The 23159-nt window shown below is 45.4% G+C and carries 17 protein-coding genes and 1 other RNA gene; 13 read left to right on the top strand and 5 right to left on the bottom strand.

Features of this window, described 5'->3' with window-relative positions; all coding sequences use genetic code 11:
• Positions 1-83 precede the first annotated feature (83 nt).
• Positions 84-659 (bottom strand): porin family protein, encoded by a 576-nt coding sequence (locus C1S73_RS05715; protein WP_038866614.1) that lies wholly within the window; start codon positions 657-659, stop codon positions 84-86.
• 202 nt (positions 660-861) lie between these two features.
• On the opposite strand from C1S73_RS05715, the gene C1S73_RS05710 reads away from it, so the two are divergent.
• Positions 862-1179, top strand: a complete 318-nt coding sequence (locus C1S73_RS05710; RefSeq protein ID WP_038866615.1) for a DUF1244 domain-containing protein — start codon at positions 862-864, stop codon at positions 1177-1179.
• 71 nt (positions 1180-1250) lie between these two features.
• Here C1S73_RS05710 and C1S73_RS05705 read toward each other — a convergent pair whose 3' ends face one another.
• Positions 1251-2345 (bottom strand): PLP-dependent cysteine synthase family protein, encoded by a 1095-nt coding sequence (locus C1S73_RS05705; protein WP_038866618.1) that lies wholly within the window; start codon positions 2343-2345, stop codon positions 1251-1253.
• Positions 2346-2490: 145 nt separating this feature from the next.
• Between C1S73_RS05705 and C1S73_RS05700 the strand changes: the two genes are divergently transcribed.
• Positions 2491-2958 (top strand): Lrp/AsnC family transcriptional regulator, encoded by a 468-nt coding sequence (locus C1S73_RS05700; RefSeq protein WP_038866620.1) that lies wholly within the window; start codon positions 2491-2493, stop codon positions 2956-2958.
• A 333-nt stretch (positions 2959-3291) separates the two neighbouring features.
• Positions 3292-6339 carry a D-Tyr-tRNAtyr deacylase gene (locus C1S73_RS05695; protein WP_038866623.1) on the top strand — a complete coding sequence of 1016 codons (3048 nt, stop codon included), beginning with the start codon at positions 3292-3294 and terminating at the stop codon, positions 6337-6339.
• Positions 6340-6392: 53 nt separating this feature from the next.
• Here C1S73_RS05695 and tesB read toward each other — a convergent pair whose 3' ends face one another.
• On the bottom strand, positions 6393-7253 hold the full coding sequence (gene tesB / locus C1S73_RS05690) for an acyl-CoA thioesterase II (protein ID WP_038866625.1): 861 nt from the start codon (positions 7251-7253) through the stop codon (positions 6393-6395).
• Positions 7254-7420: 167 nt separating this feature from the next.
• Between tesB and C1S73_RS05685 the strand changes: the two genes are divergently transcribed.
• Positions 7421-7855, top strand: a complete 435-nt coding sequence (locus C1S73_RS05685; RefSeq protein ID WP_038866627.1) for a YbaY family lipoprotein — start codon at positions 7421-7423, stop codon at positions 7853-7855.
• A 38-nt stretch (positions 7856-7893) separates the two neighbouring features.
• On the opposite strand, the gene C1S73_RS05680 is transcribed toward C1S73_RS05685, so the two are convergent.
• Entirely contained in the window at positions 7894-8196 is a 303-nt protein-coding gene (locus tag C1S73_RS05680; RefSeq protein ID WP_038867151.1) for a DNA base-flipping protein, read from the bottom strand.
• A 272-nt stretch (positions 8197-8468) separates the two neighbouring features.
• On the opposite strand from C1S73_RS05680, the gene C1S73_RS05675 reads away from it, so the two are divergent.
• From C1S73_RS05675 to C1S73_RS05655, 5 genes are all read left to right on the top strand, one after another.
• Positions 8469-9212 carry a VP0952 family biofilm-associated protein gene (locus C1S73_RS05675; RefSeq protein WP_038866630.1) on the top strand — a complete coding sequence of 248 codons (744 nt, stop codon included), beginning with the start codon at positions 8469-8471 and terminating at the stop codon, positions 9210-9212.
• A gap of 172 nt (positions 9213-9384) precedes the next feature.
• A complete protein-coding gene (locus tag C1S73_RS05670) occupies positions 9385-11388 on the top strand; it encodes a GGDEF domain-containing protein (protein WP_038866634.1) in 2004 nt (667 codons plus the stop codon).
• A 136-nt stretch (positions 11389-11524) separates the two neighbouring features.
• Positions 11525-11621: signal recognition particle sRNA small type (gene ffs / locus C1S73_RS05665), an RNA gene on the top strand.
• 707 nt (positions 11622-12328) lie between these two features.
• Complete coding sequence (locus C1S73_RS05660; RefSeq protein WP_038866636.1) at positions 12329-15082, top strand: cation-translocating P-type ATPase; 2754 nt, start codon at positions 12329-12331, stop codon at positions 15080-15082.
• Positions 15083-15265: 183 nt separating this feature from the next.
• Positions 15266-16000 carry an RNA methyltransferase gene (locus tag C1S73_RS05655; RefSeq protein ID WP_038866638.1) on the top strand — a complete coding sequence of 245 codons (735 nt, stop codon included), beginning with the start codon at positions 15266-15268 and terminating at the stop codon, positions 15998-16000.
• A 90-nt stretch (positions 16001-16090) separates the two neighbouring features.
• Here the strand turns inward: C1S73_RS05655 and fdxA are convergent, their stop codons facing one another.
• Positions 16091-16414: a ferredoxin FdxA gene (fdxA, locus tag C1S73_RS05650; RefSeq protein WP_005431654.1), complete on the bottom strand. Its 324-nt coding sequence runs from the start codon at positions 16412-16414 to the stop codon at positions 16091-16093.
• 232 nt (positions 16415-16646) lie between these two features.
• Here fdxA and C1S73_RS05645 point away from each other — a divergent pair, with 232 nt between their 5' ends.
• The 4 genes from C1S73_RS05645 to C1S73_RS05630 all read left to right on the top strand — a co-directional run bounded on the left by C1S73_RS05645 (position 16647) and on the right by C1S73_RS05630 (position 22954).
• Positions 16647-18266, top strand: a complete 1620-nt coding sequence (locus C1S73_RS05645; RefSeq protein WP_038866640.1) for an NAD(P)/FAD-dependent oxidoreductase — start codon at positions 16647-16649, stop codon at positions 18264-18266.
• Positions 18267-18610: 344 nt separating this feature from the next.
• Positions 18611-19030, top strand: a complete 420-nt coding sequence (locus C1S73_RS05640; protein ID WP_038866642.1) for a CBS domain-containing protein — start codon at positions 18611-18613, stop codon at positions 19028-19030.
• Between the two features lie 62 nt (positions 19031-19092).
• Positions 19093-20544 (top strand): MATE family efflux transporter, encoded by a 1452-nt coding sequence (locus tag C1S73_RS05635; protein WP_038866643.1) that lies wholly within the window; start codon positions 19093-19095, stop codon positions 20542-20544.
• A gap of 100 nt (positions 20545-20644) precedes the next feature.
• Positions 20645-22954, top strand: coding sequence for a zinc/cadmium/mercury/lead-transporting ATPase (locus C1S73_RS05630; RefSeq protein WP_038866645.1), 2310 nt, complete (start codon positions 20645-20647; stop codon positions 22952-22954).
• The last annotated feature ends 205 nt before the right edge of the window (positions 22955-23159 follow it).

Here is a 23159-nt window from a genome sequence, read left to right as displayed (position 1 = left end):
TTTAAAACACAAAAGCCGAGGCAATGACCTCGGCTTTTCTTTGTCTCCAATTTTGGGTTTTATAACCAGCTTGGAGTGTTCGATTAGAAGCGTTTACCCAAGCTCACTTGCACGCCTTCATAGCTGTCGTAGAAGTCATCAAAGCCCATGTCTGCAACGTTGTAGATGTATTCTGCACGTAGCCAAATATCTTTACTCATATCCCAATGGACACCTGCACCAATGTTGAATAGTGCACCAGAATCGTCTGTGACTTTTTGTTCGTTTGGAACATACATTTCAGCTTGAGTGCCAAGCGCGGTTACGCGGCCAAATAGTGACAGTGGCGTATCGCCTAAGTTATCACTCGTTACAACAGCAGACATACCTGCTTGGTAATAGTGAAGGTCTAAGTCAGTTTTTAAAGCATCATTCTTAAGTTCATTTTGTGAATAACGCAGTACCCCTTCAAATGCGAGGTATTGGTTTACATGGTAACCCCAGCCAACCGTAATGTGAGGTGTCGACCAGCCACTGTCGCGATCAGAACCAAAATTCGGAGTGTCAAAACCAACATTACCTGTGCCTAGGTATAAGTAGGATTGGTGAGTTTGCTCTTGAGCTGCGAAAGTTGGCAGACTCAGGGTCAGTGCCGATAATATTAGAATGGCGTTTTTCATAACTTGGCGATAACCTTTGTGAAGAACTGTTTTTAGAATTAGTATTAATTTAATCAATAAGATAAGTGGCAGTTATCATATCAGTCTTTTGGGTGAGTATGCGATGTTGAGCGAAAATTTGTTGTGATGGCGCAAGTTTTAAGCAGATCAAACTCGCTCATTTCTCTGTTATGAGCTGTGAGATAAATAAAAGGAAAGTAAAGTGGCTGAATTCAAATACAAAAATCTAACTCAAGAAGAACAAGACAAGCTGGACGCGGCAACATTTCGTCGTCTTCTTGCACATTTAGATGCAAACAAAGACGTGCAAAACATCGACCTTATGAGCCTTGCTGGTTTCTGTCGTAACTGTTTCAGCAAATGGTACAAGGCAGAAGCGGAAGATCTTGGTGTGGATATCGACATCGATGATGCTCGTGAGCGCGTTTACGGTATGACTTACGATGAGTGGAAACAAAACCACCAGCCAAAAGCGACACCAGAACAGTTGGCGGCATTTGAAGCGCGTCAGAAAAAGTAATAGACACCATTTAAGCAGATACAAAACAGCCCGCTCATTTCAGCGGGCTGTTGCTTTATTCTCAGCGAAAATCACTCAGTGATTGGGCCGCAACATGCGGGTTCCACACAGCCTTCTGCTTGAATAATCTCAAGTTGAGCAAGATACGGTTGGATATCACCGATGTTCTCTTTTACCCAATCAGTGTTGTAGTAAGTATCTAGGTAGCGTTCTCCAGAGTCACAAAGCAAAGTAACGATAGAGCCGTTCTCACCACGCTTTTTCATCTCACATGCAAGCTGTAACACGCCGTACAGGTTGGTACCTGTCGATGCGCCAACTTTACGACCAATCAGACCTGATAGCCAATGTGCTGTCGCCACGCTTGCTGCATCAGGGATTTTACGCATTTCGTCTACGACACCAGCAATGAAGCTCGGCTCAACACGTGGGCGACCGATACCTTCGATTTTGCTACCATTTTCACCTTTGATATCGGCATTACCAGACTGGAAGTAGTCAAAGAATACTGAGTTCTCAGGGTCAACAACACACAGTTTTGTGTCGTATTTTTGGTAACGGATAAAGCGACCAATCGTTGCAGATGTACCGCCAGTACCTGGGCTCATCACAACCCAACTTGGGATTGGGTGATCTTCTAGCTCCATTTGGCTAAAGATAGAGTTCGCAATGTTGTTGTTACCACGCCAGTCGGTTGCGCGCTCTGCGTAAGTAAATTGGTCCATGTAGTGACCGTTTAGCTCTTTCGCTAGGCGACGAGACTCGTCATAAATTTGGTCTGAACGGTCAACAAGGTGCGCTTTACCGCCGTAGAATTCGATTTGTTCAATTTTCTTGCGTGCTGTGGTTTTTGGCATTACTGCGATAAACGGTAAGCCAAGTAGACGCGCGAAGTACGCTTCAGAAACCGCTGTACTACCTGATGATGCTTCGATCACCGTGGTTTCTGGACCAACCCAGCCGTTACAAATTGCATAAAGGAATAGCGAACGCGCTAAACGGTGCTTTAATGAACCTGTAGGGTGTGTGCTTTCATCTTTTAGGTAGATGTCGATGCCTTCAAGAGAAGGAAGATCAAGTTTGAAAAGATGAGTGTCTGCTGAGCGTTGGAAATCAGCTTCAATCTTACGCACTGCGTTGTTGATCCAGTTGTGGTCAGTACACATAACGTGTCTCCTCGGAATTTTGTAGGGTAGTTGTTTTTGTCTATAGGGATAATCTACCTATAAATGTAGAGAAAAACTTTGCTATTATTGTTTTGATATTCACTAATGATAGAAAAAAATTCTACTTTGTAAGGTTTTTATAGGAATGAACTTAGATAAAATCGACAAGACGTTACTTTCTTTACTTCAAACCGATGGCACCTTGTCTTTGAACGACTTAGCTGAACGGGTGAATTTAACCACAACACCTTGTTGGAAGCGGATGAAGAAGCTAGAAGATGAAGGTTACATAGAAAAGCGAGTCGCGTTGCTGAATGCAGAAAAACTTGATTTGTCATTCATCGCTTTTGTCCAATTAAAGACCAGTGACCACTCTGAAGATTGGTATCACCATTTTGTTACCACAGTGAGTGATTTCCCTGAAGTGATGGAGTTTTATCGTATGGCGGGTGAATACGACTATATGATGAAAGTATTGGTTAAAGACATGAAGTGTTTTGACGAGTTTTACAAGCGGCTCGTCAACAGCGTAAAAGGTTTGTCGAACGTGACATCAACTTTTGCAATGGAACCGATAAAGTACACGACGGAGTTGCCTATTTACGGCGTCTAAATTCCTACCTAAATAAGATATGAGGTCACTCTGTTGACTTCATATTTCCTCAATATCGACACCACACGCCAGCTAAAGTGTGATCGACTGTTTATATTTTAATCTATTGAAAACCCTAATTTAATCATCGCTAATTTAATGCGAAGTCGGATCGTAAACGGTTGTTCGCGACATTACTGTGCTTGTTTTAGAAAATTGACGGCATTTTATTTATTTAGCGAATGGTAATGTAGTTTATCGATAATCTTATTAATCAAAAAAGGGACTGGCGGTGAATAAAACATCGTATTATTATCGCCGCCACTTATAAGATGTAAGAAATTATTACAAAAAATGAAAAGATATTATTTTCTCCTTTTGCTTGCTGCAGTAATCGCTGGCTGCGGTGGTGGGGGCGGTGATTCCAAGCCGCGTAATTCGGGTTCTTCAACTCAAACAACAAAACAAAGTCGACCTCAACTTACAGTCGAAGACGCAATACTCACATTTGATGGCATTGGAAGTGTCACAAATACGACAATGAGTAACGTACAAGGCACGATCACATACCAAGTTTTATCTTCAACCCCTTCTGATGTGGTTCAAATCGACGATGGTCAGTTAAAAATCCTTCGTCCAGGTACGGCATCAATTAAAGTGACGGACAGCAGTCCGACTTACGAAACGTCAGAGGCCACGTTTACGATTACCGTAGACAAAGGCACCAATGCCGATCTGGCTGCAAACGATGTCAGCCTTAACGCGTCAGAAACTGAAGGGCAATCTTTGGTTGTACGAGGGCAGAAAGGCTCTCTGAGCTATGCCGTAGAAAGTGGATATGAACACTTGATTCAGGTTAATACCGACGGTCGAGTGTTCGCCATCGGGAAATCTGGAACGGCGCAAGTACGTGTTCATGACTCGGGCGACGATTATTACCAAGCTCGTGATTTACTCGTCAATATTCACCTTTATCAAGTTGGTGCTGAGCAACTGCAATTTGCTCCTCTAACGGGGGAGTTTCGCGAAGGTCTGACGTTGGCACCAGTGAGACTGGATAGTACAGAGACCAAAAGCATTCGCTACGAGATCATCAATAGCACCCCTGATGACAAAGTCGCTGAGGTATTGAATCCAGATACCGGTTTACTTTTGATTCAAAACACTGGGCAAGTAACGATTGAAGCAACGGCAACGTACAGTGAAGGGTTTATTGAGCAGCAGCAAACGGCTCGATTTAACGTTGCAATTGACAAGGGAGCGCGACAAAACATCAGTGCTTCAAACATCTCGGCAAGTTATCAAGCGCTTGCTCCGTTGTACCCACAAGTTAAGGGTGCACTGGGAGATTACCATTTTGATGTGGTTTCAGGCCAAGACGTGGTGCGTGTTTCTGACGACGGCAACGCTTTGTTGATTCAAGGTGTTGGTCGTGCTGAGGTTGATGTGATTGAGGGCGATTTGCGTAATTTCCCTTCTACGAAAGCGCGTTTTTATATCGATATTACTGCAGCAGTACACCCTGTTATCAAAGACATTGATATGTCCTTTACCTATCAGAAAGGTCTATCGATTCCGTTCGTGTTTGCGGGGCAAAAGGGCGATATCAGACTGATTGGGGATTTACCAGAGGGGCTGAGCATGTCCTCAGATACGCTATATCTCGAAACGGCGGGTAACTACACGTTAACGTTCGAAGATGATGGCGGAGAGTTCTATCAGTCAACTCAGTTCAAAGTGAACCTTGATATCGCTAAAGCGCAAGGACAGCCGCTTGCGACTCGTGATTATGAAGAGGTCTACAGTAAGGATCACCAATTCAATCTGCTAAAAGATTTTGACGAGCTTAGCTCCGGTGATGTGATTGAGATGACCGACAATACACACCCAGACGTAGCAAACATGATTGCTAATGGGATTGTACATGTCTACAAAGCGGGTGAAACCACACTGACTTTACGTCGTAAGGAAAGCGACAATTATAGTGCGGGTCCTGAGCATAAAGTGACTTTCAATATTTTAGGTGCCCCGAGCCGCATTCAAATTTCATCAGATGTTGAAGATAATTGGAATGCACTCAAACCTTTGGCAAGCAAACCGACTATTAGCGGAACGGCTGGGCAGGTGACTTACCAATTTGCAGATGGCTCACCGACCGATGTGGTGTCTCTAGATAACGACACAGGGGAAATGCGCGTTCTTAATGCTGGCAGCACACGCATTGTGGTTTCTGACTCTGGTGATGATAAGTTCACGCCGGGTCAAGCAAGCTTCAATGTGACCATCAAGCCAATTGAAAGTCGAGCGACGGTCCAATACCCAAGTGCAACCTTTGGTTCAGATAAAACGCTAAAGCCAGTAGTCTCAGACAGCGATACCACCACCTCTTACCGTTTGATTAACCAAGCATTACCAACGGTAAAAATGGCATCGTCTGATACGGGAATACTAGATGTGCTTCATGCTGGCGATTACTCCTTGGAAGTCACGTTAACAAGCCGCAATTATCTGACAAAGACGATCACCGTTAATGGCTCGATTGCAAAGGCTGAACATCCGGGATTAAGCGCGACTCGTCAAACGGTGGCATTTGAACCGTTTAAACGCGTGGAGTTAGAGATTGGTACGGCGATTGGTACGCGTAGCTATGAGTTTGCTACCTCTGTTAGTGAAGAAATAGCGACTCTGGATCGTGCGAATGGAAGCATCACCCTCACAGATTATGAGTTTGGGCACTCGATTCAACTGAATGTTTCTGAGGCGGAAACGCAAGACTATAAAGCCCTGAACAGTACATTGGTGACGGTATTTCTTGATCTTGCCGAATCTGGTGACGCCGATAAATACACTCAGTTGGATAGTGAACAAACGGTAGTGATTAGCACGTTAAGTGGTCCTGAGTTTGCCAATCTTCAAGAGAGTGAGTTTGGTGTCATGGGCGCTAGAAGTGTACGAGAGCCGACAGACACAGAGCTCGCGCTGTATGGCAAAGGCAAAGTGGTGTTTTTAAACATGAAGCCAGTTGGCAATGATGATCCGGCGAAAACTCGTGGTTTGTGGATGCACGTTGCCCGTTTCGATGGTTGTCGTTCGCAACTCAGTGAAAATGACACGAAACCTTTCCTTGCTGTCGATTATTCAGATGCGGGATATTGCGAAAACGGTAGTAGTATTCGAATGACGCGTTTTCTGGTGATTGATGACCGACCGTTAGATGCAAATACGGCCTACGAATCGATGAGCCCTTTGATTCATTACCGCAAAGGTGCGCGAGAGTTCTTGGCAAGTGATGCGGGGGGCTTCTATGCTGAACCGGATACTATTTACGGTGAAGGGAAGTACGGTTACCCGAAATCACTTTATGAGTGGGCAGTCGTCAGCCTAAACTACCAAAAGAACTAAATACAAAAAGGAGTGCGTCGGCACTCCTTTTTTTGATTGAACATCGCGATGGTTTATTTGGTAAAGCGCATCACGCCTTCTTGAACTGCGGTAGCAACAAGGTGGCCTTGTTGGTTGTAGATCTCACCACGAACCAACCCACGCGTATTGCTTGCTGTTGGGCTTTCGATGGCATACAGCAACCATTCATCCATCTTAAATGGACGGTGGAACCAGATAGAGTGGTCGATGGTCGCCACTTGGAAGTTTGGCGTCATCAGCGATACTTCATGCGGGTGCAGTGCTGTGGTTAAAAAGCCCCAATCAGAAGCATAAGCCAATAGATATTGATGAATGAGCTGGTTGTCTGGCATCTCTCCGTTGGCACGAATCCATAGATATTGCTTCGGTTCTGTCTTTTTAGGCTTGAGAGGATTGACGATGTTCACTGGGCGAGTCTCTATCGACTTCTCTCCACAGAATGTTTTGCGCAGCCTTTCTGGCAAAAACTCAGCAATGTGACTTGCGAGTTCCGATTCGGATGGAAAGTTTTCTGGCCCCGGAATGTCGGGCATCGCGTTTTGATGGTCAAACCCAGGCGTATCCCCATGGTATGAGGCAGTAAGGTAGAAAATAGGGCGACCGTTCTGAATCGCCTTCACGCGTCGAGTACTGAAGCTGCGGCCATCACGCAGGTTTTCAACATCGTAAATGATCGGCTTTTCAGGATCGCCAGGGTATAGGAAGTAACTGTGGAATGAATGCACGGTGCGTGCGTCTTCTACCGTGTAACGTGCTGCGGATAACGCTTGTCCAATAACCTGACCACCATAAACTTGAGGTAAACCTAGGTTCTCGCTTTGACCACGGAACAAGCCTTCTTCTAGTTTTTCGAGTTGTAGTAGGCTGAGCAATTCTCTTAATGGTTTACTCATGATGTCTCCTCACCTTGTTTTTATTACTGCTTCAATTATGAAACAAAATCAACTGTTTGGTAATTTCTAACTTAGTCAAACTATTGTCAAATGAATCCATTTAACGCAGACAGTTTAATATTCTCCCTCTATACTTAGCGCGAATCGATACACCCGTTGAGGAAACTATGAAAAAAACACTACTACTTGTTACTTCTTTACTATTCGGTGCTGCACTAGTGGGTTGCCAAACTTCTCAAACAACAGAAATGGAATCGGCTGAGGCGTCAATGAAGACAATTACAGGTACAGTGGCTTACCGCGAGCGTATTGCACTGCCTCCACACGCAGTAGTAACGGTAGCACTTGAAGATGTTTCTTTAGCGGATGCTCCTGCGAAAGTTTTAGCAAAACAAACGTTCGAAACAGAAGGTAAACAAGTGCCTTTAGCGTTTGAACTGGGCTACAACAGCAACGATATTAAACCTAACCATCGTTATAGCTTACGTGCTCGTATCGAAGTTGATGGTAAGCTGCGCTTTATTAATGATACTAGCATTCCAGTTATCACGGATGCAGAACAAACGCACGAAGCGAACATTCGCCTTGTTGGTACGCGTTAATCGCTACCTTCAAACAAAACGAATAAAAAAATGGCAGCTTAAGGCTGCCATTTATATTTTCTAAGGGATACTTTTCCGACTTCAGACACTTCGATGCCTTCTGCTTTTAGCTTGCTCTTTTGTCGTTCAAGATCTCGGCCTTTTAACGAAATCTTTCCTTGACTATTAATGACTCGGAACCAAGGTAATTTGCTGCCTTCTGGTAGGTTACCCAGCGCTTTACCGACGTGCCTTGCATAGCCCGGATAGCCTGCCATTTTGGCAATTTCACCGTAGGTCGACACTCGCCCTGTGGGAATTTGGTGAATTACAGCAAAGATTTGCATTAAAAATTGGTCCATACTGACAGTGTCCATTGTTGTTTACCAAGGAATGGTAATACACAAGACTTGTATTTCGCTATCAGTTCTTGCTCCTTAACATCACTTACTGCTCACAAAATAACACCGTTTACGTTCCCTTTTTTCTGAGCTGTACATTGATCTCAAAGAGTAGGTTAGCAATGCAAAAATAAGCTCAAGCTTAGCTTGAATCTAGACCCGTTCAATGACGTTAGAACCGAAAGAGGTTGGCCGTTGAATTACCAAGTTGGTTGGGGAAGCCAGGAGGCGCTATGATTTTTTCGACACTTCAATTTCTTGTTACGACTCTACTTGCTGTGGTGTGCGCGCGTGCCATTAGTTTAAGTGAGGGTGACATTCCTGTTATTGCTTTGATGATTCCTGCACTGTGGATCTTGCCGCAAGGGGGCTTCGCTGGCCTAGTGTTACTGGGCGCGATGACTGTCTATGGTGTTACGTTGTCTATGCAGCCGATCGCCTTATCCATTGGTACCTTAGTGCTGTTTCCGTTGCTCATGGTGGTTTTTTCTCGACGCAGCTCATTGGGCGTGTTGCTCACCGCAGGTTTGATCGTATTGACACTTCAAGTTGGCATTATGGTAACGCAGCAAGCAGGCAAGTTAGATGGTTCACCATGGCTTACTGTTTTGCAGACAATGTCCGTTGTGGTGATGTGGTGGGCCGCGAGAAGTTGGAGACCTTCCGAAAAACACAGCTGGTGGTCGTTGTTATTGTTGCTGCCATTGTGGATAGCTGGCCTACCTTATGCGGTACTTTTGGCATTAGGTATCACAGGTATTTTAGCGTCCATGGAAGCGCTGACTAAGATTAAAAATTCAATACGCTGGGGTAAATTACTGTGTTGGACGTTACCGACAGTAGGCTTTGCCGCTTTGGTAGTCAGTCCGAATATTGAAGTGCCAAACCCTGTCTTCGTGGTTTGGATATGCTTACTTGGTACAGCATGGATGACAGACTACATCTTACGTAGTAGTGATGAGCAGGCCGAGTTATAAAATAGTTGTAAGCGCGCTGACTAAATAGTGACCCGTGCGGCAGACTCCTGATCTGATTATGAAATAATAGGCTGGATGTTATATGTTCGGCCTTTCATATTTATTGTGTATTTAAAAATAAAAATTCAATCTTAATCTCTATGGATATAGAGGCATTTTAGAAACGTTAGTCATGGTTAAAGTTGTTCAAAGGCTGTTGGTTTTTGCTTGTTTTTTACTGAGTCTGAGTCTCAAAGCAGAGCCCGTAACACCCTCTTATTATAAAGTTGCGACAGAAGCGGATGATGTCGTTACTCGAGTCCTGTTTGATGCAGTAGCAGAAAACTTTGATGTCTCGATCCAATACGTAAACTACTCCAGTTTCGATGCCATTCTTGATTCGGTAGCGACAGGTGAAAGTGATTTCGCCGCCAACATTACCTACACCGATGAGAGAGCAGCGCGGTTTAGCTATTCGCGTCCGACCAATATTGAATACACTTACCTCTATGGGGTGAGTGATACTAGTTTAAAAGACACCGCTGTTGTTGGTGTTCCCCAAGACACTATTTATCAAGACCTGATCAAACAAAACTATCCCGAAGTCATTCAGGTTCCCTATCAAGGGTATGAAGAAGCGTTGATGCTGCTACGAGCAAATCGAGTTGATGGCGTTGTTGATGCCATCAACCAACTCAAGCCTATGTTGCTTGAAGGCTTTGATGCCAAATTGCTCAACGATCACATATCAATAAAGCCGGTATCAATCGTAAGTGCGAAAGGCATCCATCTGGACGAGCTTGATCGCTTTGCTGATTTCATTCATAGCGAATCGGTGCAAAAGCTATTACGAGAGCAAGTAGCACTGTACCAATTTGAATTGCGTCAGACCGCGTTACGAGAGTCGTTAAAACAGCTTCCTATCGATTTAAATGAGCCGTTTAGGATCAAACTGGAGTCTATTTTTCCCTACGTTGTCTATAACGAGGATGGCTCGGTAGAGGGTATGACGGCAGATGTTGTGCTTAAGAGCTGCGATATTCTGGATCTAAATTGCGTGATTGTTGGTCAACCAAGTGAAAGTTGGGAATCCATGTATCATCAATTTATTCGGGGTGAGTTTGATATGCTTGCTCCATTGACGATCAGTCGAGAAAGACGAGCATTCAGTTATTTCCCGCAGCCTCATTACTCTCCGACGTCCGTGATGGTTAAGCGTCTTGGCTACAAACCCAACGTTTATTCTCATGTCTCTCAGTTGATCTCCGAACGTATTGGCGTAGTGAAAGACGATTTCTTCGATCAAATTTTGACGCAAATGCTGCCGTTAAAAGAGCTTAATCGTTTTGATTCACAGCAAGCGATGCTCGAAGCACTGCTAGCAAGAGAGATTGATTACATCGCAATGGATACCGCGATGCTCAACCACTTCTTACGCTTGAGCGAACTTATCCCCATTGAGCAAGATGATGCGATTGGTGAATTCTACCAATCAGAGCTGTCGGTTGGGCTGGCGGCGAACGAGCGCGGAGCAATTCTTGCGCCGTATTTCAGTCGCGCGATTTCTATGCTCGATATTGAGAAAATTGTCGCGCAATACGATTTAAGGCCTGATTGGCGAACTGCATTGGAATACGAAGTACGTTTGGCCACGCAAACTCAAGCAGTGTTTATCTTTGTGTTGGTGTTTGTACTTGGGGTGACATTGTATTTATATCGTCAGTCTAATACCGATAACTTAACCGGATTGAGAAATCGTCGCGCTCTGCATGTGAAGTACCGCCAAGGTGTACCAAAAGACTTAGCGATTCTTTATTTGGACATTAATCAGTTTAAGCAAATCAACGATACCTACGGACACCGAGCTGGTGATCGCGTACTGCAATTGCTGTCTCTCAAAGTACATCGAGTATGGGCGGGTAGGAGCTACCGAATCGGAGGGGATGAATTTATTTTGCTCGGATACCCAACCGAAGTTCAATTGCAAAGAGCAATGGAGGAGCTCAGTCAGTTGGATGTCAAAGATGAAGCTTTAAATGGACTGAGTGAAGTGACTATCTCTGTCGGGGTTTCAGCTAAACGTGAGCGTAGCGTGAGTCTGGAGCAAGCCATGCATTTGGCTGATGAGAACATGTACTCCAGTAAGCAGGCGTCGCGTGATTGTTGTGACGGAAATTCCTGTCCGGCGGGGACCTAATAGGCTGAATTGACCGAGTTTTGTGCAAACAGAAGTGAAATGGTTAAATTCGTCGCTTTAGCCCTTGCAATCTGAGAGGCGATACTGAATAATCCTCACATCATTTGAGACACGCTCTCAAAACAGAATTATGGGGCCCTGGTCCTCTCGCAACAATAGCTCGTGAACTCGGTCAGGTCCGGAAGGAAGCAGCCGCAGCGGGTGACTTGTGTGCCGGGATGTGGCTGGGGTCCCACCCTTTAAAAGCCTCGCTTATACAGCGAGGCTTTTTCGTTTCTGCTCTGTAAAATACTCTCTCAAACCTTTTCCCTTCCTCCCAACTGGCTATTCGTCTGGCTGGTGGCTTCTCATTACTCATAACCAAATTTGTATGCAGTATTCAGCCGTGTCTCTTGTGATTTCTCTTTTGTTTTGGAGTGAATGAATATGCTGATTGTATGGTTCGAACGGGATGTATTTCGACTAGCTAAATTTGGTCATTCTTTATTAGCAATTTTTCTATCTCCCCTTGCAAATCTTTTCGGATAGTTTGCATTTTTGTCACGCTTGTTAGCCACTCTTAATAAAACCATCGTGTAGAAAAATTACACTTTTCGGGAAAAATGAAGTGTTTTTTCAGTCTAATCGGGGTCTTATTCATGTTCATTTACACTTAATTGATCTTTTGTATGACAAAATAAAATTGAGATTGATTGGGGTCAAAGATTCGCCCGCATTCGCTGTCTGGCTATCTGAAAGTTAATTACAAGTATTCATCGGTTCGGGTAGGTTATTTTTACTCGCTGGCATAACACTGAATAGATTCTTGATAAATATTCAAAATGAAAATAAACGGTGCAACGGTGACTAGCGAGGCGATTTAACTCAATTCTATTCAGCGAATGCTTTTTATCAGTTTGAAATTGTACTGATGTCGCTTGAATGCTTTTTGGAGACCCCCATGACTAAAAAGTGGTTTACTGAGTCGGTTGAAGAAACACTGACTCAATTAAATGTATCAACTGAGCAAGGTTTGACTTCGGAAGAAGTAGAGCAGCGTCAGGCTGAACACGGCAAAAACGAGCTACAAGAGCAAGAAGGCAAATCTGCCCTTGAGCTATTCCTACACCAATTTAAGAACCCATTGATCTTCATTCTGGGTATTGGTGCGATTGTTTCCTTCTTTACTGGTCACCTTGTGGATGCGATTGCCATCACTGTGATCATCTTCATCAATGCCATCATCGCATTTTGGCAAGAGTTTAAAGCTCAGAAGGGCATGGAAGCGCTGCGCGAAATGGCAGCCCCAACGGCACAAGTTCGTCGTAATGGCGAATGGATTGATGTGTTGGCACGTGACATTGTGCCGGGTGACATTCTAAAGATTAATACGGGCGATATCCTTGCTGCGGACGTGCGCATCATTGAAGCAAACCGTCTTGCGGTAGATGAAGCCGCGCTTACTGGTGAGTCTGAGCCGGTTGATAAAATCGTTAAGGTGATTGAAGACGAAACCGTCGGCCTTGGTGATCAGCGTAATATGGGCTTTATGACCACGATTGTGACCACTGGTACAGGCTTAGGTGTGGTTGTCAGCACAGGCATGAAGACCGAAGTTGGCCACATCGCGGACATGATGGCAAACACTGAAGAAACCAAAACACCAATGCAAGAGCGTATGGATACCATCGCAAAAACCTTAATGGTTGCGGCTTTGGGTGTGGTTGCTGTGGTTTGTGGTATCGGCCTTTACCACGGTATGCCTTGGCTGGAAATACTCAACACGGGTATTTCGTTGTCAGTAGCGGCGATTCCAGAAGGTCTGCCAACAGTTATCTCAATTGTGTTGACGATGGGCTCAACGCGCATGGTGAAGAACAACGCATTGGCGAAGCAGCTTTCTGCAATTGAGACGCTGGGTTCAACCACGGTTATCTGTTCAGATAAAACCGGTACGCTGACACAAAACCAAATGCAGGTAATGAAAGCGTACGACGCAAGTGGTCGTTACTGGGAAGTGTCAGGCAAAGGCTTTAGTCCTGAAGGTGAATTCAAACCTCTAGGCCACACGGTTGATGCAAAGCAAAGCCCAGAGATGATGAAAGGCTTAGTGGTTGCGACCCTGTGTAATGATGCGGAGTACATCAAAAATGGTGATAACTCGTCTGTGCGTGGTAACCCAACCGAAGGCGCATTGATTGTTGCAGCGGCAAAAGCGGGTCTGGAGCAATCAGACATGCTATCGATAGGCGGTTACTCTATCGTTGAGAAGTTCCCGTTTGATTCTGCACGTAAGATGGCGTCAGTGATTGTTAAAGGACCGGATGGTAAGCACTTCCTTGCTATTAAAGGTGCGCCAGATGTGGTGTTACGCAATGCCTCTGGTTTTATGGTTGATGGTGGTGAGCTACCAACAGCTCCAACCATGTCGACAGGTAACCTTGCGTTAGCGGCAAGCCCAGCAGAAGAGGTGATTGCGAACTACGAAGCGGCAATTCAGGACTTTGCAGAGCAAGCGCTTCGCACTTTGGCAGTAGGTTATAAAGAGCTGACTGAAGATGATCTCAAGCGTGATCCTGCTGAGCTAGAGAAAGATGTGACCGTACTTGGTTTGTACGGAATCATGGACCCTCCACGTCCAGAAGTTCGCGACGCAGTAGAAAGCTGTTATAACGCAGGCGTTCGCACGGTGATGATCACCGGTGACCACGCACTTACTGCAGCGGCAATTGCACGTGAAATCGGCATTATCCGCAGTGAAAAAGACTTGGTCATTACGGGCGCACAACTGGATGAGATGGATGATGAAGCGCTACGTAAAATCTGTCCTGAAGTTGCCGTCTTTGCTCGTGTAACACCAGAACACAAACTGCGCATTGTTCAAGCTCAGCAACACAATAATGAAGTGGCAGCGATGACAGGTGACGGCGTGAACGACGCGCCAGCTCTTCGTCGTGCGGACATCGGTGTTGCAATGGGTATCACTGGTACATCGGTAGCCAAAGATTCGGGCGATTTGATTCTACTGGATGATAACTTCAGTACGATCGTGAAAGCCGTGCGCCAAGGTCGTCAGATCTTCGATAACTTGCGTAAGTTTATTCGCCAAGCACTGACGGCGAACGTGGGTGAAGTATCGGTTATCTTGTTTGCTTTCTTGATGATGGGGCCAGAGGCGATTCTGCCACTTACGCCGCTAATGATTCTATGGATCAACCTAGTCTCAGATGGTCTGCCAGCGCTGGCATTAGGTGTAGAACCTGAAGAGAAAGATCTGATGGAGCGTAAGCCGCGTAAGCGTAACGAAAGTTTCTTCAGCGACCATCTGGGTACACGTATTGTGACGCGTGGTTTGGCATTAGGCGGTATGAGCTACTTGGCGTTCAACTGGGCACTGAGCAGTGGTCAAAGCGCGCAGTATGCACAAACGATGGCGTTCGCAATGCTGATTTTTGCTCAGCTATGGCACTTGTTCGATTCGCGCAGTTTTAGTTCGCTATACCGCAAGAACCCGTTCACCAACAAATACCTCTTGGGCGCAGTAGCATTATCGGCAACGCTGTCCCTTGGCGTGATTTACACCGGTCTTGGTCAGTTGATCTTTAACACAGAGGCACTAAGTGCTGGTCACCTATTTGGTGTGATTCTTGTGTCTTCGCTACCGACATTCATTTTGTCTGGTATTAAAGAGATGACGAAAACCAAAGTCGTTTAAGAATGGTAATGTCGATTCTTTCAGCATAGGGAAGCGACAGATGCCTAAAGCCCGCCGAGAGTGATAGCTTGGCGGGCTTTTCTTTTCTCTCAAGCAAGGCATCTCTTTAGCTGTGCGAAGGTTTACTCTATAATCCCCCCGTTTTCATCTGGTACTTCACCAACTTTCATCTGGGATATTTTCATGATTTCAAAAAACCAACTAAAACTGCTGCGTGCTTTAGGTCAAAAGAAGCAGCGTAAAGCGCACGGCTTATTTCTGGTTCAAGGTGAAAAGAACGTACTGGAATTGGCGAACAGCTCACTCACGGTAAAGCAGATTTTTGCGACGGCTGAGTTTCTGGAAGAGCATCGTCAAGAACTCAACAGTTTCGAATGTATTGAAGCGTCACTAGATGACCTAACTAAAGCAAGTACTCTGGTAAGCAACAATGCAGCCATTGCTGTGGTTGAAATTCCAAACGTAACAGTACCTCAGGCAAAAGGCTTGATGATTGCATTGGATGGCGTTTCTGATCCGGGCAACCTAGGTACGATCATTCGCGTGGCGGATTGGTACGGTATCAAGCACATCATCGCGAGCGCAGATTGTGCCGACCCATACAACCCAAAAACCATCAGTGCAACCATGGGCAGCTTTGGGCGCGTGCAAGTGAGCCTAGTGGATTTACCAAGCTACCTAGAAGATGCAAACTTGCCAGTGTATGGCGCTTTCCTTGAGGGCGAGAGTGTGCACAAGACGGAATTCTCAGCAGAGTGCATTTTGTTGATGGGCAGTGAATCTCACGGTGTACGTGAAGCGGCATCGAAGTTTGTGACCGACAAGATTACCATTCCAGCGTTTGGCGGTGCAGAGTCTCTAAACGTGGCAATGGCGACAGGTATTATTCTGGACAACATGCGTCGTCAAAACAGCTAATCGCCTCAACGAATCATAGATACAAAAAAAGCGTAACGAGCCAGACTTTTTCAAGTTGAGGTTCATTACGCTTTTTTCGTTTTAATGCGCTTATTTTTCTAGCATGTCCAACTTGTTTGGCACGCCGTTCCACTTTTCCGCTTCATCCATTGCTGGCTTCACTTCAGTTTGTACCGGCCAGATTTCTGCAAGTTCTGCGTTGAGCTCTTTGTAGATCACTTGATCTTCTGGCAGCTCGTCTTCTTGGAAGATGGCGGCTGCGGCACATTCGTCCACGCACAAGCCACAGTCGATGCACTCAATCGGGTTGATTACCATAAAGTTTGGGCCTTCGTGGAAGGCATCAGCAGGGCATACCGCGACACAGTCAGTGTATTTACATTGGATACAGTTATCGGTTACGACAAACGCCATGATAATCAGCTCTTAAGTTAGTCAAAATTGAAGAATGGGGATAATACTCATCCCAAGGCAAAATTCAACATTCGCTACGTTAATTCCGCCGCGCAACTTGGATTTAGTATGACAGACAAATCAATTTCTCGTAAAATGCGCGCCATTGTGAGCTGACTGCTTTTTCACCCTCGATATTAACGAGGAGAAAATAGTAGTTCTGGCTAAGACACCTACCATAACGAGACATCACATGATTCGTATTAATGAAATTAAACTTCCTCTTGATCATGAGGAAGGCGCGCTATTGGACGCGATTACTAAAAAGCTTGGCATTGCTGCTGAGAAAGTTATCTCTTTTAATGTCTTTAGACGCGGCTACGATGCTCGTAAGAAAACTAATATTCATCTTATCTACACGCTAGACATCATCGTTGAAGGTGATGAAGAAGCGTTGCTAGCGAAATTCGAAAAAGATCCGCACGTTCGCCAAACACCAGATATGGAATACAAATTTGTTGCGAAAGCACCAGAGAACCTAACAGAACGCCCAGTGGTGATCGGTTTTGGTCCTTGTGGTCTGTTTGCGGGTTTGGTTTTGGCTCAAATGGGTTTTAACCCAATTATCGTTGAGCGTGGTAAAGAAGTGCGTGAGCGTACTAAAGACACGTTCGGCTTTTGGCGTAAACGCACACTAAACCCAGAATCAAACGTACAGTTTGGTGAGGGCGGCGCAGGTACTTTCTCTGACGGTAAGCTTTACAGCCAAGTGAAAGATCCAAATTTCTACGGTCGTAAAGTGATCACTGAGTTTGTTGCAGCTGGCGCACCAGAAGAAATTCTATACGTAAGTAAGCCGCACATCGGTACCTTTAAACTGGTAACTATGATCGAGAAGATGCGCGCGAAAATCATCGAACTAGGTGGTGAGATCCGCTTCAGCACTCGTGTTGATGATGTGCATATGGAAGATGGTCAAATCACAGGCGTAACGCTATCAAACGGTGAAGAGATCAAATCTCGTCACGTTGTTCTGGCAGTTGGTCACAGTGCTCGTGATACTTTCGAAATGCTGCATGACCGTGGCGTTTACATGGAAGCGAAGCCATTCTCTGTTGGTTTCCGTATTGAACATAAACAAGCGATGATCGACGAAGCGCGTTTTGGTCCAAGTGCAGGTCACCCAATTCTTGGTGCAGCGGACTACAAACTGGTTCACCATTGTAAGAATGGTCGTACGGTTTATAGCTTTTGTATGTGTCCTGGCGGTACTGTTGTTGCTGCAACTTCTGAAGAAGGTCGTGTAGTAACAAACGGTATGAGCCAATATTCACGTGCAGAGCGTAACGCGAACAGCGCAATCGTAGTGGGCATCTCTCCAGAAGTTGACTACCCGGGTGATCCTCTGGCGGGTATCCGTTTCCAACGTGAACTAGAATCGGGCGCTTACACACTCGGCGGTGAGAACTACGACGCACCAGCACAGAAAATTGGTGACTTCCTGAAAGGTCGCGATCCAAGTGCGTTGGGTGATGTTGAACCATCGTTTACACCTGGCATCAAACTGACTGATCTTTCTAAGGCGCTTCCACCGTTTGCAATCGAAGCGATTCGTGAAGCGATTCCAGCATTCGATCGTAAGATCAAAGGCTTTGCTTCTGAAGACGGTCTACTGACTGGTGTTGAGACGCGTACGTCTTCTCCAGTTTGCATCAAGCGTGGTAAAGACTTCCAAAGTATTAATCTGAAAGGTTTCTTCCCAGCGGGCGAAGGTGCAGGTTACGCAGGGGGTATTCTTTCTGCGGGTATTGATGGAATTAAAGTCGCCGAAGCGGTTGCTCGTGATATCGTTGAAACAATGCAAAATGCATAATTTCAGTAGATAATAGTTTGTCGAAAGCCAGCCCAATTTGAGGCTGGCTTTTTTGTGCGTGATGCATAGCTAATTAACCTAACCCCTTTTTCTTTTCCGAGTTTAAGCCTGTTTGTTTTCAGTTTGTTCCTTATTTCATCGCATTCTGTCAGATCTTTCCGTGCGGGTGGAGTACAACATAAATATGCAACTGATCTTTCATTGCTCTATCTTATGAATCTATTGTGACTGTGATTAATAGACAACGCCTATAAATAAAATTGCCATTTTCCATTTAGTAAAATCAAGAAATTAGACGACACTTATCTTAAAGGCAGCAAAAATGTGCCGCTAAGGAGATAAGAATGCACTCACTAAAAGTAAAAGATTACATGACGTTGCAAGCGGTGACTTTCACCAAAAACATGTCGCTCACAGCGGCTTTGGATAAGGTGATGCAAAGTGTTACTCTAGGTGGTCCCGTTATCGACGAAAACGAGAAAGTCATTGGATTCCTTTCTGAACAAGACCTTTTAGACAAACTCGTTAAAGCCAGTTACCACTGTCAGGATACCCACACAGTAGAAGAGTGCATGCACGAAGATGCACTGTCTGTGTCACCAGAAATGTCCATCATCGAACTAGCAGATATGATGAAGGTGGGGAAACCGAAAATGTACCCAGTGGTGGATGATAAAGATAAGCTTGTCGGTGTAATTACTCGCCGTGATGTATTGAGGGCTATCGGGAAGACGCTAAACGAATGTTTCAAACATCCTGTTTAAAGCCAAAATAATAAAAGTTCAGACAAAAGACGCCTCGGCGTCTTTTGTCGTTGAGGAAGAATATGTCCACGCAAGACGCGAAGTTTGTCCAAGGTTCTACCATGCGCCACATCTTAGTGATGTCTGGCGCAGGTTCAGTTGGTTTGATGGCGTTGTTCGTCGTCGATTTACTCGACATGTTGTTTATCAGTATGTTGGGGCAAGTTGAATTAGCGGCTGCCGTTGGTTTTGCTGGGACATTGATCTTTTTCTCAACGTCAGCTTCGATTGGCACGTCAATCGCGATGGGAGCACTGGTCTCCAAGTCTATTGGTGCAAAGGACTTTGACCGAGCGAGGTTGATGAGCGGCAGTATCATGCTCACTGCCTTTATGATCAGCTTGGTTATGACTATTGGCATGTACATGCACATTCCCGAGCTCTTGGCTGCGATTGGTGCAGAGGGCGTTGCCGCTGAAAGAGCCGAAGCTTACCTTAATATTCTACTTCCAAGTGCTCCTATTCTCGCCTTAGGCATGTCAGCAGGCGCAGGTTTGCGTGCGGCGGGAGATGCTAAACGTTCCATGTGGGCCACCTTAGCGGGAGGCATTGTTAACGCTATTCTTGATCCTCTGTTTATTTTTGTCTTCAAATGGAATGTTGAAGGGGCTGCAGCTGCGTCGGTTATTGCTCGATTTACCGTATTGGCTTTCTCGCTCTATCCATTAGTGAAAGTGCACAAGTTGGTTTCATTCCCGGATTACAGCATCCTCAAAAACAACCTTAAGCCAATTCTAGCCATTGCTGTGCCCGCTATCATTACTAATACCGCAACCCCTATTGGGAACGCTATTGTAACGACGCACATTGCGCATTTTGGGGAAGACTTTGTGGCTGGTTTTGCCGTTATTGGACGTTTGACACCAGTCTGTTTTGCTGTGATTTTTGCTTTATCAGGTGCGGTAGGGCCGATTATTGGACAAAACTTTGGTGCAGAGCGAATGGATCGCGTGAAAAAAACGCTGACGGACTCGTTGTTAGTCACCACGATTTATACACTTTCGGTGTGCGTTGTACTGTATCTATTGCAAGACTACATTGTTGCGATGTTTAGCCTTACTGGTGATGCTGCAATCATTGTAGTGGCCTTCTGCACTTATGTGGCAATCAGCTTTGTGTTCAATGGCACTCTGTTTGTGGCAAATACCTCGTTTAACAACCTTGGTAAGCCACTTTACTCGACAGCATTGAATTTAGGTAAAGCGACGATTGGTACCTTACCTTTTGTGTACTTTGGGGCGCAATGGTATGGCGCGCTTGGTGTGCTCTATGGACAAGCGGTCGGTACCATCGTGTTCGGCTTGCTGGCATTGGTTGTGCTAAATAAACACATTAAAGATCTGATGCAAAACTTTGGCGAAGACTTGATGGAAGACGACCCTGCGATAACGTGCGTAAATACTCAGCCTTTCTGTTCTCACGATGCGGTTTTGATCGATGAAGTCGTCACCACCTTAGAAGAAGAAAAAGCGTAAATTTTAATAATTTCACATAAACACTCTTGACCTTGGAGTAAGCTCCAAGGTTTATTCTTTACGGTAGATAAAGACTTATCACCAATAAGGAAAGTGAATTATGTGTAATAAACATCAAGGTTGCCAATCAGGCAAAATCAAATCTGCGGTGGCAATAGGTGCTACGGAGTCTTGTTCCGCACCAACAAAACCAACCTTAAATATCACTCAAGCCAGTGTTATGGCTTCAGAAGAGTCATGTTGCAGCAGCAGTGGTGGTTGTAGTAATGACCCTGCTGATGAAGAAGGCCCTGCCGAACCCATAGAATCCTCCATTCGCCATAGCTGGTTGGTGTCTGGCATGGATTGCCCTGCCTGTGCCCAAAAGCTTGAAAAAGCCGTTTCTTCTATAGACGGTGTACTCAAGGCCAAAGTCTTGTTTGCGACGGAAAAGCTGGTGGTTGATTTTGACAATCGCGCTCTTGCGCCTGTGATTGAACAAATCTCACAACAAACAGGATTCCCACTGTCTTCGACCGATGCTCCAAAGCCAAAAGCTGAGAAGAAGGGTTGGTTAGGTATCATCAAAGACAATGCTCAGATACTTTCTATTGCAGGTGCGATGGCATTTGCCGGTCTTATTTCGGACGTTAATCCGATGCTGAGCACGTGGTTGTTTACCTTGACCTGTTTGTTGGGTCTATACCCAGTGGCAATGAAAGCTTTCAAACTCGCACGCAGTGGTACGCCCTTTGCTATCGAGACGCTCATGAGTGTGGCGGCTTTAGGTGCGCTGTATCTTGGTGAAACCGCAGAAGCTGCGATGGTGCTATTGCTTTTCCTTATTGGTGAAAAGTTAGAAGCATATGCATCCTCCCGTGCTCGTAGCGGTGTTCAGGCTTTGATGGATTTAGTGCCAGAAAACACGACTTTGATTTTGAACGGAGAGCGTAAAGAAGTCCCTGCTTCTCAACTTCAGCCGGGTGACGTGATTGAAGTGGCACCGGGTGGTCGTATGCCTGCTGACGGTGTTCTTATCAATCAAGCCGCAAGCTTTGATGAAAGTGCTCTTACCGGTGAATCGCTGCCTGTTGAACACATTGAAGGTGGGAAAATCATGGCTGGCGCCGTGGTTGTCGACAAAGTCGTGCAAATTCAAGTGACGTCTCGCCAAGGTGAAAACGCGATTGACCGAATTCTTCATTTGATCGAAGAAGCGGAATCACGCAAAGCTCCACTAGAACGCTTCTTAGATAAGTTCAGCCGTTGGTACACTCCTTTGATGATGTTGGTGTCGCTACTTGTCATTATCACACCACCATTGCTGTTTGCTCAGCCTTGGGAAACATGGGTATACCGAGGCTTAGCGTTACTATTGATTGCTTGTCCATGTGCGTTAGTCATCTCGACACCTGCGGCGATTACTTCTGGTTTAGCAGCGGCAGCAAAACGAGGCGCCCTCATCAAAGGTGGTGCAGCATTGGAACTGTTGGGACGTGTTGAGTCCGTCGCGTTCGACAAAACAGGTACATTGACACAAGGTAAACCTCAAGTGACCGATGTGGTTGCGATAGGTGTGACTGATGAGCAGCTATTGAGCCTAACAGCATCGATTGAAATCGGTTCAAGCCATCCGCTAGCGATTTCACTGGTGAACAAAGCTCAAGACCAAGGCGTGATGATTCCGGAAGCCACAGACAAAACTGCGCAGGTAGGTTCTGGTGTGACTGGCTTAGTCGATGGCAAAGTGGTTCAAGTGATTGCACCTTCTAAAGCCGAATTCAAGTTGAATAAAGAAGTCGAAGATCGTGTACTTGAGCTTGAAGGGCAGGGGAAAACAGTGGTTGTTGCTCGCCATGACTCTCAAGTTATTGGTCTGATTGCGTGGCAAGATACGTTACGTCAAGATGCTCAGCAAGCGGTTGCGGCTTTGAAACAACTGGGTATTTCATCTGTGATGCTAACCGGTGATAACCCACGCAGTGCTGAAGCGATTGCGAACCAAATTGGTCTCGATTACAAGGCGAGTTTACTGCCTGCCGACAAAGTCCATTACGTCGAAGAAATTTCTGCGCAGCATACGGTTGCAATGGTCGGTGACGGTATTAATGATGCCCCAGCAATGAAAGCATCCAGCATTGGTATTGCCATGGGAGGCGGTACAGACGTTGCCTTAGAGACTGCAGATGCTGCGCTGACTCACAACCGCTTGGTGGAACTGCCAGCCATGATTGAGCTATCACGCGCAACATTAAATAACATTCGTCAGAACGTTGCTTTGGCTTTGGGTTTAAAAGGGGTGTTCTTAGTGACTAGTTTGTTAGGTATTACAGGCCTATGGGTTGCGGTACTTGCTGACAGTGGTGCTACGGCCTTGGTGACTCTAAATGCTTTGAGATTGCTTCGATTCGAGTCCAAACAAGTAAAGTAATTTCACGATCTAATCGATTAATTATTAGCCCGAGGTGGATTCGCCTCGGGCTTTTGTATTTGTATGATTGAAATCATTTTCCTGAATGATTTGATTGAAGAGTCACTGTTTATTATGCAACACAATAGCTTTATGGCTTTCAAAGTGTGATCAAAACCGTTTTTATTTGAAAGTGTAAGTTTATTACATTGTTTCATTGTGATTA

The sequence above is a fragment of the Vibrio jasicida 090810c genome, from assembly GCF_002887615.1.
Classification (GTDB): domain Bacteria; phylum Pseudomonadota; class Gammaproteobacteria; order Enterobacterales; family Vibrionaceae; genus Vibrio; species Vibrio jasicida.
This window is presented reverse-complemented; position numbering and strand designations above follow the sequence as displayed.

Bases quoted from the DNA above. Each gene is read 5' to 3' on its own strand.
- C1S73_RS05715 (WP_038866614.1), bottom strand. From the start codon at position 659: ATGAAAAACGCCATTCTAATATTATCGGCACTGACCCTGAGTCTGCCA.
- C1S73_RS05705 (WP_038866618.1), bottom strand. From the start codon at position 2,345: ATGTGTACTGACCACAACTGGATCAACAACGCAGTGCGTAAGATTGAA.
- C1S73_RS05700 (WP_038866620.1), top strand. From the start codon at position 2,491: ATGAACTTAGATAAAATCGACAAGACGTTACTTTCTTTACTTCAAACC.
- C1S73_RS05695 (WP_038866623.1), top strand. From the start codon at position 3,292: ATGAAAAGATATTATTTTCTCCTTTTGCTTGCTGCAGTAATCGCTGGC.
- tesB (WP_038866625.1), bottom strand. From the start codon at position 7,253: ATGAGTAAACCATTAAGAGAATTGCTCAGCCTACTACAACTCGAAAAA.
- C1S73_RS05685 (WP_038866627.1), top strand. From the start codon at position 7,421: ATGAAAAAAACACTACTACTTGTTACTTCTTTACTATTCGGTGCTGCA.
- C1S73_RS05680 (WP_038867151.1), bottom strand. From the start codon at position 8,196: ATGGACCAATTTTTAATGCAAATCTTTGCTGTAATTCACCAAATTCCC.
- C1S73_RS05675 (WP_038866630.1), top strand. From the start codon at position 8,469: ATGATTTTTTCGACACTTCAATTTCTTGTTACGACTCTACTTGCTGTG.
- C1S73_RS05670 (WP_038866634.1), top strand. From the start codon at position 9,385: ATGGTTAAAGTTGTTCAAAGGCTGTTGGTTTTTGCTTGTTTTTTACTG.
- C1S73_RS05660 (WP_038866636.1), top strand. From the start codon at position 12,329: ATGACTAAAAAGTGGTTTACTGAGTCGGTTGAAGAAACACTGACTCAA.
- C1S73_RS05655 (WP_038866638.1), top strand. From the start codon at position 15,266: ATGATTTCAAAAAACCAACTAAAACTGCTGCGTGCTTTAGGTCAAAAG.
- fdxA (WP_005431654.1), bottom strand. From the start codon at position 16,414: ATGGCGTTTGTCGTAACCGATAACTGTATCCAATGTAAATACACTGAC.
- C1S73_RS05645 (WP_038866640.1), top strand. From the start codon at position 16,647: ATGATTCGTATTAATGAAATTAAACTTCCTCTTGATCATGAGGAAGGC.
- C1S73_RS05640 (WP_038866642.1), top strand. From the start codon at position 18,611: ATGCACTCACTAAAAGTAAAAGATTACATGACGTTGCAAGCGGTGACT.
- C1S73_RS05635 (WP_038866643.1), top strand. From the start codon at position 19,093: ATGTCCACGCAAGACGCGAAGTTTGTCCAAGGTTCTACCATGCGCCAC.
- C1S73_RS05630 (WP_038866645.1), top strand. From the start codon at position 20,645: ATGTGTAATAAACATCAAGGTTGCCAATCAGGCAAAATCAAATCTGCG.